This window comes from Streptomyces sp. NPDC031474, assembly GCF_055581185.1.
Map to the genome: position 1 here is coordinate 358,402 of NZ_JBVIJX010000002.1, position 16,081 is coordinate 374,482.

Here is a 16,081-nt window from a genome sequence, read left to right on the forward strand (position 1 = left end):
GGCGTCCTGCCAGGTGCGGCTCGGAGGAAGAGTGCATGTCGGCTCCTGACAGGGCCGCCGTGCCCAGGCGGCATGTCGGCCCGGCGGGGTGTGACGGGGAAGCGGTCGTCCACGCGCCCAACAGTCAACACGACCGAACAAATGCGACCGGCGATTGCGAGGAAGACTGGGTGCTCCCGGGAGTCGCTGTCAAGCCCCTTCGAACTGAGTGCAGGGCCGACCGTGCATGTCGAGAAGTCGGACGGCTTACCGTCGGACGGGAACGACGACTTCGCTTCGTGAGCGGACTTGCGAGTGAGATTCTGCTGTTTGACCAGTATGTATACCCGACAGCGGTGACCCCCCTCAAGGTGGCGGCGCAACCCGTCGCCGATCAGCCGCCCTTCGTCGAATCCGCTGCCGCCCGCCGGAATCGATACTGCGCGAACCCTTGACGTGTAGCTGTCGGCTACGTAGACATGACCCCGCGGTCAGACCGCGTGGTCATACAGTTGACCTCCTTCGATGCAGACGCACGGCCGTCGGGAGACTTCATGGCAGCAGTGGTGGGACGAAGCGAGGGCTCCTCTGTGCCGCGCAGCGCTGACGTGGCCCGCCTGGCCGGGGTGTCGCGCAAGACGGTGTCCCGGGTCCTCAACAACGAGCCGTATGTCTCCGCGGAGGCCCGTACAAAGGTCCTCGCAGCCGCTGAGGAACTCGGCTACCGGCTGAACCAGGCGGCCAGGACACTGGCCTCCGGGCGTACCGGCTCCATCGGCGTGGTCGCCCTGGGCACCGTCGGGTACGGGACCGCTTCACTGCTCGTGCACATCGAGCGGGCGGTGCGCGACGCGGGTTACGCGCTCCGTGTGGTCAACACACCGGATGGCGACCCCGCGGGCATCGCGGGTGCCGTGGAGTCACTGCTTGAGCAAGGCGTGGACGGCTTCATCGTCTCCGAACCCATCGTGGAAGGTGACGTCAGCGTCCGCGTCGACGTCCCCGTCCTCTTCCTGGGGGCACCGCCGGCCTTCACCGCCACCCGCACCGTGACCGTGGGTGTGGGCGCACACGAACTGGCGCGGGCGGCCACCGAACATCTGCTGGACCTGGGGCACGAGACCGTTCATCACCTCGCCGGCCCGCGGCGCTGGTACGCCACCAAGGACCGCATCGAAGGATGGCGGGCAGCGCTTGCGGCACGCGGCGCACACGAGCCCCCGCTGCTCAACGGCGACTGGTCGGCCGCCTCCGGATATGCCGCCGGCCGGGCGCTGGCGCCGGACAGGTCCGTGACCGCCATCTTCGCGGCGGGCGACGAGATGGCCATCGGCCTCATCCACGCCCTGCGGGAAGCCGGGCGCCGCGTACCTGAGGACATCAGTGTCGTCGGCTTCGACGGCAACCCGGTCTTCGCCTACGTCTCTCCTCCCCTGACCACCGTGCGCCAGCCCTTCGAGGCCGCGGCCCGGGAAGGCATCCGCCTTCTCGTGCACGCGATCGAGAAGCCCGACACCGACCTGCCGCAGGCGAGCGACGCACCGGTCGAACTCGTCGTCCGCGGCTCGACCGCGCCTCCGCCGTCCCACCCCGACACAGCGGACACGCGCACCGCCTGACAGCACCCCGGCAGCAGCAGGGAGCACACCCGCACGCCCCCGGCACCGCTTTGCCCCCTCACACCGGCTGTCTCATCGAGAGACCGGCCGACCCGATCCCCGCGCCGTCGCGACGCCGTCGTTCTCGTACGCCGTACGCGGCGGACGCGCCTTCCGGGCTTGCCGCTTCCCGCCCGGATCCGTCCTGGACGGCAGGCACCGACCTGACCCGTCCTGACCCGTTCCAACCCGTCCCAATCACGTCCCCACCCGTTCCATCCCTTCCCTTTCCTGAGAGCCGCACATGTCCCCTGCACTGTTGGGCGCCAGACCCGGCGCCGCTCAGCGTTCCCGCCCCACAAGCCTGCTGTTCCTGTTCCTGGCGCTGATCGTCGCCGCGGCGACGATGATGCTGCCGGCCGCGGGGCGGGCGCAGGCCCTCTCGCGTCCCTCGCAGACGATGTACACCCCGCCCGCGGGTGCGCCGTCGCCCGGTTCGCTGTATCCGCGGGCGCTGCGCCTGCAGCACAACGGATCGGCCAACGGCACCCTGCTCGCCACCTTCGAGCAGTACACCTCCGGCACACCCGTCTTCCCCATCTACCGCAGCACCGACAACGGCAACTCCTGGAGCAAGCTCTCCGACATCGCCGACACCCAGAACGGCTGGGGCATGCGCTGGCAGCCCGAGCTCTTCGAACTGCCCACGGCCATAGGTGACTTCCCGGCCGGGACCATCCTGGCCGCGGGCGACTCGGTGCCCTCCGACCGGTCGGCCACCAAGATCGACCTGTACGCCAGCACCGACCGCGGTCAGACCTGGAGCTTCGTCAGCAACATCGCCACCGGTGGCGCCGCCTTCGACACGAACGGCAACACCCCGGTCTGGGAGCCGTTCTTCCTGGTCTCCGGGGGCAAGCTCGTCGTCTACTACTCCGACCAGCGCGACCCCGCCCACGGCCAGAAGATCGTGCACCAGGTCTCCACAGACGCCCGCACCTGGGGCTCTGTCGTCGACGACGTGGCGATGTCCACCTCCAGCGACCGCCCGGGCATGCCGACCGTCGCGAAACTGCCGAACGGCAACTACGTCCTGTCGTACGAGTACGGCGGCGCTCCCGAGGGCAACTTCTCCGTCTACTACAAGATCTCTTCCGACCCGGAGGCGTTCGGCTCGGTCACCGGCATCCCGTTGCGGACGACGGACGGCGTGGTGCCCCAGAGCGCTCCCTACCTGACCTGGCTGCCCACCGGGGGCGCGGGCGGCACCCTCGTCGTCAGCGCCAACAGCGCCGACGACCTGTTCATCAACACGCAGAACGGCGCCGCGAACACCTGGACGCGCATCAGCGCCAACCTGGCCGGCGGCTACAGCCGCGGCATGACCTCTCTGCCCGACGGGCACAGCCTGCTGATCCTCAGCGCCGGACGCGGCGGCAGCAACCTCTCCAACCCGGTCGCCTACAGCACGATCGATCTGGGCGGCGGCATCTCCGACGGCGCTGCCTACACCGTCTCCAACGCGGGCAGCGGCCAGTTGCTCACCATCGTGGGCGGTTCCACCACCAACGGCGCCTACGCCACTCAGCAGAACGCCGACAACGCCACCGACCAGCAGTGGCGGTTCGTCCAGCAGTCCTCGGGCTACTTCAAGATCTTCAACGTGGCCAGCGGCAAGGTCCTGGGCGTGGAGAACCAGTCCACCGCCAACGGCGCCAAGGTCCTGCAGTGGGACGACAACGGCACCACCGACCATGAGTGGGCGGCCGCTCCGAACCCCGCGGGCGGCTTCACCCTCGTCAACCGGCTGACCGGCAAGTACCTGGAGATCCCGAACGCCTCCACCACGGTTGGCACCACCGCCGGGCAGTGGGACGCCACCGGCTGCGCCTGCCAGCGCTGGAACCTCTCCCAGACCGCCCTGCCGCCCCTGGGCACCGGCCAGTACGTCCTGGTGAACAAGAACAGCGGCAAGTACCTCGACATCCCGGGCGGCTCCACCACCGCCGGCACCGCCGTCGGCCAGTGGCAGAACACGGCCTGCGCCTGCCAGCTCTTCACCTTCCAGTCCGCCGGCAGCGGCGCCTGGACCATCAAGAACGCCAAGAGCAACCTCAACCTCGACATCCAAGGCTCCTCCACCGCTGCGGGCGCGGCCGTCGTCCAGAACACCGCCTCCAGCGCCGACTCCCAGAAATGGACCCTCACCGACTCGGGGGGCGGCTACTACAAACTCCGGAACGTGAACAGCACCCTCGTCGCCGGAGTCGCCCAGTCCTCCACCGCCAACGGGGCAGCCGTCGTCCAGTGGGGCACCGCCAACCTCGACGACCAGCTCTGGAAGATCGTCCGGATCAACTGACGGCTCCAACCGGGCCATGACCAGGCGCAGGAATCACCGGGAAGCGGTTCCTGCGCCTGGCGACCGCCCCGGCCGATCGGCCGAGGCGCAGCCGACCGCTCCTCCCTACGGTGACCGATGTGAATCTCCTGCCTGCGACTGCCTGCCCCACCACGATGCGGAGCCGTCGGCAGGGCTGCCTGCGTGCGGTGGGTACCACCACGCTGGTCCTGCTGGCCGCCACGGACGTGCTCATCGCCGTCGCCAACGGCAAACGCTCTGGCCGGTGCTCCTGCTCCTGTCGCTCGGCCTCGCAGCAATTCTCTGGCCCTCCGCCCCTCAGCCCGCATGGCTCACCCCCCAACTGCGCACCGCCGTACCAGCGGGTGTTTCCCTGGCCTTGACCGCCGTCGGCACGAACACCGAGCCGATACGCAAGTTCGGCCCAGGGGAGGTGGCGGTCCTGCTCTGCCTGCTGATGATCACCGTCCGTACCGGCCCACCACGGTGGGCGGCCCTGTGCGCCGTACTCACCGGCGCGGCAGCCATCGCGGCGCCGCTGCGCTTCTACGCGACCGGCACCCAGGACGACAGTCTGATCCTGGGCGTCGCGCTGACAGTAGCGCTGCTGGCCGGCATCACCGCCGGACTCGGCGGCTACCTGCGCACCCTGGACCACAGGCGCGGCGTCGCGGTCGCCGAGACCCGCTGCTCCGAACGCCTCGCCATGGCCGCTGACCTGCACGACTTTGTCGCCCACCACGTCACGGGCATCCTGATCCAGACACAGATGGCCCGCATGATGGTCAGCAGCGAACCAGATCGCCTGGACCCGGTCCTCGCGGGAATCGAGCACGCGGCGACCGAGGCGCTCAACTCCATGCGGTTGACCGTCGGTATCCTGCGCGATGACCCGGAGCAAACGGCCCGGCTCGACGAGCCGGGCGCAAGCCACCCGGTGGGCGACCTGACAGCCCTCGCGGAACTGGTCGACGGGTTCGGCGGCCCGACCGGTCTGAAGGCCGAACTGCACCGCGACGCCTCACTGCCCCGCAACCTGCCCCACGAAGTCCAGGCCGCCGCCTACCGCGTCGTCCAGGAAGCCCTCACGAACGTACGCCGCCACGCCTCCGACGCCACCGAAATCACCGTCGCCCTCACGCACGCCGACGACAACCTGCACGTGACGGTGCGCGACAACGGCCGCGGAGGCGCCCCGATGCCGTACGCCGCCCGCGGCGGAGGCTTCGGCATCGTCGGTCTCGCCGAACGCGTCACCGCCCTCGGCGGCACGCTTCACACCGGCCCCCGCAAGGACCACGGCTGGGAGGTCCTGGCCCTCCTCCCCGCCGTGAGGCAGGGAAGCTGATGTCGGAACAGGGTGTTCCGCGCAGGCACCCGATCAGCGGCTCGCACCCCGAGAGCAATGATCAAGAGTTGTGGATCGGGTCGCCCGCGTCGGTGCTGCTGTCGTCGGGGTCGAGGAGATAGATACCTCGCGCGATGCCTTCCAGGACGCTTTCGGCGGTCGCCTCGGCGGTCATGTTGCTGGAATCCAGGACGTGGGTCTCGTAGCCGCCCAGGTTGCTGAACTGGTCGTGCAACGACTGGATCGGTTCGGGGTCGGTCAGAGCGTCGCCGGTGCGGCTGGCTGCTCGTTCCAGCGTGGTGTGCTGATGCGGCCGAAGGATGACGTAGCTCAGCGCCACGGTCTGTTCCTCGGCCGCGGCGCGGAAGACGGCGACCAAACGATGCTCATGCCCGTATGCCGCGCAGGCTCGCGGACGCTGGAGTCGGCCAGGTCCCGCGCGGGTGCTGCGGTCCAACGACGGATCCGCCGTGACCGCACAGACTGTGATCCTGGCCACCGGGGTCTCCTACCGGCGGCTCCCTGCGCCCGGTCTGGGGGCGCTGACCGGCAGGGGCGCCTTCCACGGCTCAGCCAGGGACCGCCGATCCATGGACAAGCCGTCCTCTCCCGCCCCTGCGCGGGCGCCCCTACGGTCGAGGTTGCGGGCGCTCACCGGCCCGCCGTACCGAAGGAGCAAGACCCCCATGAAGATCACCGGCAACACGATCCTGATCACCGGCGGAACCTCGGGCATCGGCCTCGGTCTGGCCCTGCGTCTGCACGAGGCCGGCAACAAGGTGATCGTCGCCGGCCGGCGCAAGGAGCTCCTCGACGAGATCACGGCCGAGCACCCGGGCATCGACGCGCTCGTCCTCGATGTGGCGGACCCCGACTCGATCGCCCGGGCCCGTGAGACCGTGGCGGCGAGCCACCCAGGGCTGAACGTCCTGGTCAACAACGCCGGCATCATGCTGCGGGAGAACCTCCTCGACCCGGCCGGACTCCCGGTCGCTGAGGACCACGTCACCGTCAACCTGCTCGGCACGATCCGGATGACGTACGCCTTCCTGCCGCTGCTGGTGGGCAAGGACGACGCGGTCGTCATGAACGTCACCTCGGCGCTGGCGTTCGTCCCGTATCAGAGCACCCCGACCTATAGCGCGACCAAGGCCGCGCTGCACTCCTTCTCCGAGAGCCTGCGCATCCAGCTCGCCGGTGCTGACGCCGGCGTCCAGGTGATCGAGGTGGTCCCGCCGGGCGTGCGCACGACCCTGATGGGCCAGCAGGACAGCGAACACTCCATGCCGCTGGACGACTTCCTCACCGAGACCCTCGACCTGCTGCGGGAGAAGCCCGACGCGAAGGAGCTGGTCGGAGAGCGCGCCAGTTTCATCCGCGACGCGCAGGCCAACGGCTCCTACGACGACGTCCTCGCCATGATCAGCGGCAGCTGACCGATCTGTTGTTTCCGACGGGAAACAACAGCAGGCGAGCGCCGTCACACGACGAACCTCGTCCTATCGGCCAGGCCGGGCGACGAGGCCCGGGGGCCGTGCAAAGCATCAGGGGTCCTCGACGGAGTCCGTCGCCGCAGGCCGCCTTCCATGCCGACGGCCTGCGGCGCACCGCCGACAGCCGGCGAATTGCCCAGCGGGTCATGCAGGGGTAGGTGATCATCGGGTCGTCTCGCCGCGCGCGCCCTCGCGTCGGCCAGTCGGCCGTACGAGCGGCTTCGCGCGGGTGGGAGAGGAGGGCTCAGCCATGGATCGGCGGTCTCTGGATAGCCGGGCGGGTTGCGGCGAGGATGGACGGCATGGACAAGAAGGAACTGGCGGAATTCCTGCGCCACAGGCGTGAGGCGCTGCGGCCCCGCGACGTCGGGCTGGTCGAGGGGCCGCGCAGGCGTACGCAGGGGTTGCGCCGCGAGGAGGTCGCGCAGCTCGCCGGCATGTCCACCGACTACTACGCCCGGCTGGAACAGCAGCGTGCCCCGCAGCCCTCAGTCCAGATCACCGCGGCTCTCGCCCGTGCACTGCGGCTGTCCCTGGACGAACGCGACCATCTCTTCGTCCTCATCGGCCACAACGCCCCGGCCCGCTGCCACCGCTCCGAACATGTCAGCCCGCCCCTGATGCGGGTCCTGGACCGCCTCGACGACACCCCAGCCCTGGTGCAGACCGACCTGGTCGACACCCTCGCGATGAACCCCTTGGCCGTGGCGCTGCTCGGCGACCAGACCCGCCACACCGGTCTGGCCGGCAGCGGCTTCTACCGCTGGTTCATGGACCCGGCCGAGCGGCTGTGGGTTCCCGAGGAGAGTCACGAACGCCACGGTCGTGCCCAGGCAGCGCGCCTGCGGGCCGCGCTGACAGCGGGCAGCGACACCCCTCGAGCCGCCCGGATCCTCGCCGAACTCCAGGAACACAGCCCCGAGTTCGTCCGCATGTGGGAACTCCAGGAGGTCGCCCAACGCTACGACGACTGCAAGACCATCCTCCATCCCGAACTCGGCCGCATCGACGTCGACGCCCAGCTCCTGTACACCGAGAACCGCGCCCAGACCCTGGTGGTGCTGACCACCCGCCCCGGCACCGAGAGCCACAGCAAACTCGAACTGCTCTCCGTCATAGGGCACCAGCAGCTCACCCCCTGACGTCCTGGACCGGGTACCGGGCCGGGCTCGGCGCGGGAGGGGCCGGACAAGGGCACGCTGGAACGGTGCAGCCCGCACCCCTTCTGTCCTGCGATCTACGGCCAAATATGGTGGCCCCCCTGCGATGTCCGGGCTCCGCGCTCAGGCCGCCGGTTTGACCGGACGCTGCCTCCGTTTTACTCTCGACCAAGTACGGAGGCAGCATCCGTTTTGATGCGGCCGCAGGATCAGGACAGGCAGGAGGGCGCATGAGCGCCGGTGAACTGCGGGGGCGCAAGCCCCGCGCGGACGTTCAGCGCAACCGCGCTGCTCTCCTGGAGACCGCGCAGTGTCACTTCCTGCAGTACGGGGTCGGCACTTCCCTGGAGGCGGTGGCCAAGGAGGCGGGCGTCGGGCCCGGCACCCTGTACCGGCACTTCCCCACTCGGGAAGCGCTGCTGGCGGCCGTGCTGCAGACACGCTCCCAGGAACTGGTGGCCCGCCGGGCGGACATCGATCAGCTCGGCGACCCGGCCGAGGCGCTGGAGCAGTGGCTGCGGGCGATGGAGGAGTACTTCAGCGCCTTCAGCGGGCTGCCGGACCCGCTCATGGCCGCGGCCCGGGCGCAGGAGCCGGACAACCCGCTGACGATTCCCTGCGACATCCTCATCTCCGCCACCGATCAGTACGTGCGAGCCGCACAGCTCGCGGGGCGCGTGCGCGCGTCAGTGCGGGGGCACGACCTGTTCCTCGCGGCCTGCTCCGTTGCCTGGATCAAGGGCACCGGTACCGAGGAGGAGTCCCTCGACCGGCTGCGCACGCTCATCGCGAGCGGCTACCGACAGCAGGACACCCAGGCGTAAATCGCCAGGCGCCCCGCTCCGACGTCCAGGTGGCCGACGCCCGCGGCCCTGAGGCCGTCCGGGCGGAGGTGCTGGTGTCCGGAGGGCGCGCGGCGGACCTCGCCGACGCCGTCCAGGGCCGGGACGTCATCGTCCTGTCGATCCCGTTCGGGGTGGCGGGCCAGCTGACGGACCTGTTCGCGTCGGTGCCCGACGAGATGGTGGTCATCGACACCTCGAACTACTACCCCGGCATGCTCAGCGAGCCGATCGAGGCGGTGGACAACGGCCAGGTGGAGAGCGTGTACACCGCCGAGCTACTCGGCCGCCCCGTGGTCAAGGCGTGGAACGCCGCCCTGGCAGAAACCCAGCGCACCCGGGGCGTTCCGGCCGGAACGCCCGGCCGCCTCGCCCTCCCCGTCGCCGGCGACTCCGAGGAGGCGCGGAAGGTGGCCATGAGCCTGGTGGACGACACCGGCTTCGACCCCTACGACGCCGGCACGCCGGCCGACTCCTGGCGCCAGCAGCCGAACAGCCCCGCATCGAGCAGTCCATGCAGGAGTGGGACCGCGTCAGCCAGGGCGCGGGGTCTGAAGGGTGAGTCGGGGTTTGGTCCGTGACTGGTCCGGAAGCACTGGTCAGGAGCGGGACAGCGGTGGGAGGAACTGGGAGTTATGGCGCAAGTCGGTCCTTGCTTTTGGCCGGCCGAGGGGAAGGCGCCTGGCGGGCAAAAGCCCAGTTCAGGCGCCTTTTTCGTGCCTCTAGAAGAAGCCCAGCTTCTTCGGTGAGTACGACACCAGCAGGTTTTTCGTCTACTGAGGTACCCGCCTTGCATGTGGCTGATCTGTGGAAATAGCCTCTGCCGAAGCCGGGGGAGGGTTGCTGGCCCGGGAATGGTCCGGATCATGGTCGGAGGCGCGATCCGACTCATGTCCGCAGTCCGCTTGGGTAGGAGGCCCCAGCCCGGATCCCCCACCGATTCCGGAGCGGTTCAGTGCATGATGTCGGCCTCTTGGTGCTGGCGCTGTCAGCAAGTTGCGCAGTCCGCGCAGCGTGGTTCAACGCTGCCGCAGCGGGCGGGAGGCGAGCTGATACGGGCGTGCTGCGCGTCGTCGGCGGCGTCGGCGCGTCGACCGATCGTGCCTGGCGTCCGGTGGCGGCACGCGGGAGAGCCGACCGACGGGCCGACGCGCTGGAGTGGTGCGCGACGGGCGAGCGGGCACGAGGGACGGGAGAGGCCCGGCCGTGACGCCTGCGCAGGTCCGCGACTTTGAGGAGCCCTCAGGGCAACGAAATTCCTCGGCGGGCTCGCACGGCGTCCGTACCGCACCGGGAAAGCTGATATGTCCATACGGTCCTCCACTCTGTCCGCCCCCGCCTCACTGCAACCACCGCCACCGCCACCACCATCGTCACCGGCACTGCGCTGGTCGCCCGGGCCGGCGAGGTACCGCGTCCCGCTCCTCGTCATCGCCGCCGTCCTCCCCCTGTACTGGGGGTGGGACGCCGTTCTTGCGACGGACGGCGGCGACCTCGCCGCGCAGTACGCGTGGGCGGGGTTCGTGGGCAGGCACCCGGACACGCCGTACGGGCTTTTCTGGTTCGGCGGGGTCCACACCGTCAACTACAGCGTCATATCACCGCACTTGATGGCGCTGCTCGGCGTCCGTGCTGTCTCCGTGATGTCCGGGATCAGCGCCACCTGGATGCTGGCCATGCTGCTGGAGCGCACCGTCGCGCGCGTGCCGCTGTGGCCCGCGCTGGTCGGTGCGTTGGGCCTCTGGTACAACGTCGTGCTCGGCCGCACCACGTTCGCCCTCGGCCTGGCCTTCGCTCTCGCGGGTCTGCTCGCCGTGGCCGACCGCGCGCCCCGGCCCGCCCGGCTTGCCGTCGCTGTGTGCGGGGCGCTGTTCGCGACCATGGGCAGCCCGGTGGCCGGGCTCTTCCTGCTGGTGGCGGGTGCCGGATATCTGGTCGCGCGGCAGTACGGCAAGTGTCTCGCCCTGACTCTGCCGCCGGTCGCCGTCGTCGGCTTGACGACTTTGCTGTTCCCCTTCCAGGGCGAACAGCCCATGGCCGCGGGCCGCATGATCCTGCCCGCGCTGCTTTCCGCCGCAGTGGTGTGGGCAGCCCCGCGCAAGTGGCGGGTGGTGCGGGCAAGCAGCGCCCTGTACGCCGCCGGGGTCGTCCTGACCTGGCTGGTCCCCTCTCCGATCGGGAACAACGTGGAGCGGCTCGCCCTGCTCTTCGCGCCCGCGGTTTTGCTGGCGGCCGCGCTGCACCGCCGCTCCGGAGCCACCCGGAACGGCGTACCTCGAGCCCATGTGCGCGCGATGACGCTGGTGACCGCTCTCTCCGTCTCCTATCTCTGTGTGACGTCGCTGATGCATCTGCGGAGCCCGGACCCCGTGCCGGGCTGGGTCACGCACACCGACGGAGTGCTCGCCGCGCTCGCCCGGCTCGGCGCGAACCGAGGCCGGGTCGAGCTGCCGACGGATCGCGACCATCGTGGAGCCACCCTCCTCGGCCCGCACGTCGAACTGATGCGGGGCTGGAATCAGCAGTTGGACGTGGAACGGGGACGCCTGTTCTACGAGGGCGAGCTCGACGGGCCGCGTTACCACGCCTGGCTGCGCCAGTGGGCGGTGGGCTACGTCGTCCTGCACGACGGCACACCGGACCGGTCCGCGGAGCGGGAGACCGCTCTGATCAAGGAGGGACAGGACTGGCTGGAGCTCGTCTGGCACGACCGCTACTGGAAGATCTATCGCGTTCGCGACACTCTGCCGCTGGTCTCCGCCCCGGCCGAACTGGAGCAAGCGGGCGAGGCCGAGCTGACACTGAGGATGCCTCGCGCTGGGGCGAGCACCGTGCGGATCGCGTATTCGCCGTGGTTGCGGGCCGAGGGCGCGTGCGTCAGCGCGGCGGGCCCGTGGACCCGGCTGACCGCGCCCCGGGCGGGCGTCTACCGGCTGACCTCGGACTATGTCGCAGGGCCGGTCGACGATCGCGGCTGCCGGCCGGCCGGGTGAGGGACGGCCGCGCGTACGGCGTCTCGGCCGCCCGGGGGCTCGTCACGGATGGTGCTGTCCGCCCCTGGCGCCCGGCGGTGCCTGCAGCCGGCCTGCGCGCCCTGGCGCCTCGGGGCGGAAGGACGTCGGTGGTCATCCAGCGCACCAGGTCCGTCGCCTGCTCGGTGCGCGCACCGGCATGCGCGGAGACGAGGAAGGCGCCGCCGCCTACCTGCCCCGCGTACGGCTTGCTCTCGCCGGGCCAGGTGGGCATGGGGGCGGCGGCGATCCGTCCCTTGGACACCTTGAAGGCGGGGCCGAACATGAGGTCGCCGAACCAGGCCGGGGCCGGCAGCATCAGGAGCTTGTCGTCCTTGCCGAACGTGGCGAAGCCCGGGTCGATGGGCAGGACGGTGGTGACGGCCTTCTCCCGGGAGAGCGGCTGGAGCAGGTCGGCCACCCGGGTGCAGTTCGCTCCGCCGAGGTCGATGTGGACCTCGGAAATGCCGATCGACGAACCCGCGCCGGGCACGCCGTGGGTGGGCGCGACGAACTGGCCCGGCGGACCGGCCGCGACTCGCCACCTCGTCGAGCTCGGTCACCGACGCATCGCGATCATCAGTGGCCCGGAGCGCCGGCTCACCTCCCGGGCCCGGGTCGACGGCTACCGCTCGGCTCTGGCGGAGGCCGGCCTGCCCTTCGACGCCGAGCTGGTGCGCTACGGCGACTTCACCCACGGCCTCGCGCACCAACACGCCCTGGACATCCTGTCGTTGCCAGAACGTCCGACGGCGATCTTCGCCGGCAGCGACCATCAGGCGCTGGGCGCCTATCGGGCTGCCGCCGAACTGGGCCTGCGCGTCCCGCCGACGTCAGTGTGATCGGCTTCGACGACCTCCCCTTCGCGGATTGGGTCACCCCACGCCTGACGACGGTCCGCACTCCGCTGGCCGACATGACCGCGCTCGCGGCCCCGATGGTGCTGCGACTGCTGTCCGGCGAGCAGCCGGAGACGACGCGGGTGGAGGTGGCGACGCAACTGGTGGTCCGGGAGAGCAGCGGCCCGCCGCCGGCACCTTGAGTCCGGGAAAAGACGGAGGATCTGGCTGGTTCACTCATCTGACCGGACGGGGAACCTCTCCCCTTAAAGGTTCAAACCAATTAAGGCTGCACAAGCCCTTTCGTCCTCAAGTGCGTCATGGCATGCTCACCGCTCAGCACCCATCTGAACGTCGTTCATATCCATGAAGCAGCATGGGAAGGGCGAACGGACATGAGAGACGCACACGCAGCCGATATCGGCGATCTGAATGTCATGAGCATGACCATGGGCGTGACCAGGCGCGCCGCCCTGGGCGGCGCCATCGCCGTAGCGGCCGGTACCGGCACCGCGGCGGCAGTCGACTCGGGAACGCGGCCGACCGGCACCCCGCTCCTCTGGCGGGAGTTCACGCGCACACCCTTCACTCACCCGCAGATCCCCTACATCGGCCGGGCAGGCTGCCGCGGCGGGGCGATCCGCCTTCCCTGCCGCCCCGCTGTCGCCGACGTACGAGCCTTCGGCGCCGTGGCGGACGGCACGACCGACTCCGCCCCCGCGATCAACCGTGCCATCGCCGCTGCAGGCAGGGTCGGCGGTGGCACGGTCACCATTCCGCCCGGCACGTTCCGCATCGACGACGTGATCCGCCTGGGCCGGTCGAACGTGATTCTCAAGGGCGCCGGCAGCGGCCGTACGACCCTGTACGCGACGAAGAACCTCACCGAGCTCATCGGCGCGTACGGCTCCCGCTACGGCGGCGACAAGTCGGGCTGGTCATGGGCCGGAGGCCTGATCTGGCTGGCTCCCGAGGCCCGCTGGTCCTCTCTCGTCGCCGCGATCAGGGCGAAGGCGTGGCCCTTCGAGGGATGGACGGGCAACCGGCGCGACGAGTGGCGCCCGCTCACGGCGATCGCCCCGGCCCGACAGGGCTCATGGACGATCACGGTCACAAACCCGTCGTCACTGCGCCCCGGCACCCTGGTTCTCCTCCGGCTGGCCGACGACGCGGATCACACACTCCTGGAGCACATGTGCGGCGGCGGCCCCGGGCCGGAGGCCTACATCTGGGACGACAAGACGAAGCTGACGTCGTACGTCCCCTACGAGTGGCCCGTCCGCATCACCCGGGTCCGGGGCCGAAAGGTCACCCTCGAACGCCCGCTCCCACTCGACGTACGCCCGGAGTGGGTCCCTCAACTAACCACGCACGTAACGGAGTTGACAGGCTGCGGAGTCGAGGGGCTGACCCTTGAGGCGATGGAGACCCCGCAGCAGCCGCATCTGCTGGACAAGGGGCACAACGGGGTCGTCCTGCAGTGCGCGTACGACTGCTGGGTGGACGACGTGACGGTCCGGCACGTCGACAACGGATTCGGCCTCGTGTCCGCCTCCGCGTGCACCCTGCGCCGGACACGTGTCACCGGCCGCGGCTCCCACCACCCCTACTTCTGCCGTGAGGGCTCGCACGACAACCTCGTCGAGGACTTCACGATCGAGGAGCGCACCGGCCCCGCCCCCGCGAACACCCAACTGCACGGCATCAACGTCGAGGGCCTGTCCTCGTACAACGTCTGGTCCCGCGGCGACATGCGGATGGGCACCTTCGACAGCCACCGCGGACTGCCCTTCGCCAACGTCCGCACCGACATCACCCTGAACAACAACGGCCGCCACGGCGGTGACGCGAGCGCCGGCCCCCTGTTCGGAGCCCGCTTCGCCCACTGGAACATCCGCGTCACCAACGGCCGCGCGGGACTGGTCAGGATCGACGGCCTGGCACCGTACTCCGCCACCGTCGGCATCGACGAGGTCAGGGAGTTCGACCAGATCGACGTCCCCGACCTCACCGGCGACCTCCACAGCCGCCTGGAGCTTTACGGCACCCCTCACGCGGTTCGGCCGCGGAATCTGCACGCGGCACAGCGCGCGCTCTAGCACGCGCGTCACCACCGCATGTTCGCCCGCATGAACGGACATGAACGGAGTGGATCGATGAGCGCACCCCCGGCAGTGTCACGGCTGGGCGTCCTCCTGGTGGCCTTCGCCGCGTTCGCCGTCGGCGCCGCCGTCCCCACCGCCTCGGCGCGGGTGACGGCGGAGGTCACGCCCGAGGTCCCGCACACAACCGTACTGGACGGCGCCCGGCTCCATCTGACCAAGCTCCGCGTGGACCGCGGTGACCCTCAACTACGCCCGGCCGTCGAGGCGTTGACGGACCGAGCCGACAGATGGCTGAGCCAGGGACCCTGGACGGTCGTCGACAAACCACGGCCCGCGCCCGGCGGCGACGTCCACGACTACCTCAGCCAGGCCCCCTACTGGTGGCCCTCCAAGCCCCCGACCGCCGACAACCCCTGGGGCTGCCCCTACGTGCAACGCGACGGCGAGCGCAACCCCGAGGTCGACACCGGCACCGACCGCCAGGACGTCGAGAAGACCTTCGACGCCACGTACGACCTCGCCCTCGCCTGGTACTACACCGGCGAGGAGCGGTACGCCGAGAAGGCCGGACAGGTGCTGCGCACTTGGTTCCTCGCCCCGGCCACGAGGATGAACCCGAACCTGAACCACGCGCAGTTCATTCCCTGCAAGTACGACGGCCGTGCCATCGGCATCATCGACTTCTCACAGTCCTTCACCGGCGTCCTCGACGCGCTCGCCCTCCTGGACACCGGCGCCCCTGGCTGGACCACGAAGGACCGTTCCGGCATGGCGAAGTGGAACAGCGACTTCCTCGACTGGCTCAGGAACAGCGACTTCGGCAAGGACGAGGCGGCCGCGGCCAACAACCACGGCACCTTCTACGACATGCAGCTCGCCGCACTCGCCTACGCGACCGGCGACAAGGACCTGGCCCGTCGAACCGTCCTGAACGTGCCGCGCACACGCATCGCGCCGCAGATCGCGTCCGACGGCGGCCAGCCGCAGGAGCTGGCGCGGACCAGAAGCTGGCACTACTCGGCCTTCGCCCTGGTCGCCCACACCCGGCTCGCGGCCATCGGCCGGCACGTCGGCGTGAACCTCTGGGCGTACCGGGGCCCGGACGGACAGAGCCTGTTCAAGGCGGTGGACTTCCTCCTGCCCGCCGCGACGGGATCGGCCGCTTGGCCGTATCAGGAGCTCGGATTCCTCCGGTACGCGGCGGACGACGTCGTCCATGCGGCCGCCGATGCCGGTGATGTACGGGCACGGCAGGCAGTTCCACTGCTGGAGGACCCGCCGGGCGGTGACCTGTGGGCCCTGCGCCCGGCGGCAGAACAACTGGACTCCATCGCGGGCTGATCG

11 protein-coding genes and 2 pseudogenes are annotated in these 16,081 nt (G+C 70.0%); 11 read left to right on the forward strand and 2 right to left on the reverse strand.

Translation table 11 applies throughout. The annotated features are described in order from the left end of the window. Positions 1 to 533: 533 nt before the first annotated feature. The 3 genes and pseudogenes from ACZ5SK_RS04595 (at position 534) to ACZ5SK_RS04605 (ending at position 5,287) form a co-directional block, all read left to right on the forward strand. Positions 534 to 1,598 (forward strand): LacI family DNA-binding transcriptional regulator, encoded by a 1,065-nt coding sequence (locus ACZ5SK_RS04595; protein ID WP_334582712.1) that lies wholly within the window; start codon positions 534 to 536, stop codon positions 1,596 to 1,598. Positions 1,599 to 1,881: 283 nt separating this feature from the next. After that, complete coding sequence (locus ACZ5SK_RS04600) at positions 1,882 to 3,939, forward strand: RICIN domain-containing protein (protein WP_361706552.1); 2,058 nt, start codon at positions 1,882 to 1,884, stop codon at positions 3,937 to 3,939. Between the two features lie 155 nt (positions 3,940 to 4,094). Continuing rightward, positions 4,095 to 5,287, forward strand: a pseudogene (locus tag ACZ5SK_RS04605) (sensor histidine kinase). Positions 5,288 to 5,348: 61 nt separating this feature from the next. Here the strand turns inward: ACZ5SK_RS04605 and ACZ5SK_RS04610 are convergent. Continuing rightward, positions 5,349 to 5,666: a hypothetical protein gene (locus ACZ5SK_RS04610; RefSeq protein WP_334582709.1), complete on the reverse strand. Its 318-nt coding sequence runs from the start codon at positions 5,664 to 5,666 to the stop codon at positions 5,349 to 5,351. A 91-nt stretch (positions 5,667 to 5,757) separates the two neighbouring features. On the opposite strand from ACZ5SK_RS04610, the gene ACZ5SK_RS04615 reads away from it, so the two are divergent. The 5 genes from ACZ5SK_RS04615 to ACZ5SK_RS04635 all read left to right on the forward strand — a co-directional run bounded on the left by ACZ5SK_RS04615 (position 5,758) and on the right by ACZ5SK_RS04635 (position 11,775). Further along, on the forward strand, positions 5,758 to 6,723 hold the full coding sequence (locus tag ACZ5SK_RS04615; RefSeq protein ID WP_334582708.1) for an SDR family oxidoreductase: 966 nt from the start codon (positions 5,758 to 5,760) through the stop codon (positions 6,721 to 6,723). Positions 6,724 to 7,082: 359 nt separating this feature from the next. Then, entirely contained in the window at positions 7,083 to 7,922 is an 840-nt protein-coding gene (locus ACZ5SK_RS04620; RefSeq protein WP_334582707.1) for a helix-turn-helix transcriptional regulator, read from the forward strand. A 248-nt stretch (positions 7,923 to 8,170) separates the two neighbouring features. Further along, complete coding sequence (locus tag ACZ5SK_RS04625) at positions 8,171 to 8,764, forward strand: TetR/AcrR family transcriptional regulator (protein WP_334582705.1); 594 nt, start codon at positions 8,171 to 8,173, stop codon at positions 8,762 to 8,764. Between the two features lie 74 nt (positions 8,765 to 8,838). Continuing rightward, positions 8,839 to 9,363, forward strand: a complete 525-nt coding sequence (locus tag ACZ5SK_RS04630; RefSeq protein WP_334582704.1) for an NADPH-dependent F420 reductase — start codon at positions 8,839 to 8,841, stop codon at positions 9,361 to 9,363. A 723-nt stretch (positions 9,364 to 10,086) separates the two neighbouring features. Next, positions 10,087 to 11,775, forward strand: a complete 1,689-nt coding sequence (locus ACZ5SK_RS04635) for a hypothetical protein (RefSeq protein ID WP_361706542.1) — start codon at positions 10,087 to 10,089, stop codon at positions 11,773 to 11,775. Here the strand turns inward: ACZ5SK_RS04635 and ACZ5SK_RS04640 are convergent. Then, positions 11,660 to 12,286 carry a hypothetical protein gene (locus ACZ5SK_RS04640; protein ID WP_361706539.1) on the reverse strand — a complete coding sequence of 209 codons (627 nt, stop codon included), beginning with the start codon at positions 12,284 to 12,286 and terminating at the stop codon, positions 11,660 to 11,662. The genes ACZ5SK_RS04635 and ACZ5SK_RS04640 overlap by 116 nt on opposite strands. Here ACZ5SK_RS04640 and ACZ5SK_RS04645 point away from each other — a divergent pair. The 3 genes and pseudogenes from ACZ5SK_RS04645 (at position 12,258) to ACZ5SK_RS04655 (ending at position 16,078) form a co-directional block, all read left to right on the forward strand. Continuing rightward, positions 12,258 to 12,835: pseudogene (locus ACZ5SK_RS04645) on the forward strand (substrate-binding domain-containing protein). The gene ACZ5SK_RS04640 and the pseudogene ACZ5SK_RS04645 sit on opposite strands and share 29 nt — an antisense overlap. 246 nt (positions 12,836 to 13,081) lie before the next feature. Then, positions 13,082 to 14,731: a glycosyl hydrolase family 28-related protein gene (locus ACZ5SK_RS04650; RefSeq protein ID WP_468156272.1), complete on the forward strand. Its 1,650-nt coding sequence runs from the start codon at positions 13,082 to 13,084 to the stop codon at positions 14,729 to 14,731. 57 nt (positions 14,732 to 14,788) lie between these two features. Continuing rightward, a complete protein-coding gene (locus ACZ5SK_RS04655; protein WP_334582699.1) occupies positions 14,789 to 16,078 on the forward strand; it encodes an alginate lyase family protein in 1,290 nt (429 codons plus the stop codon). The last annotated feature ends 3 nt before the right edge of the window (positions 16,079 to 16,081 follow it).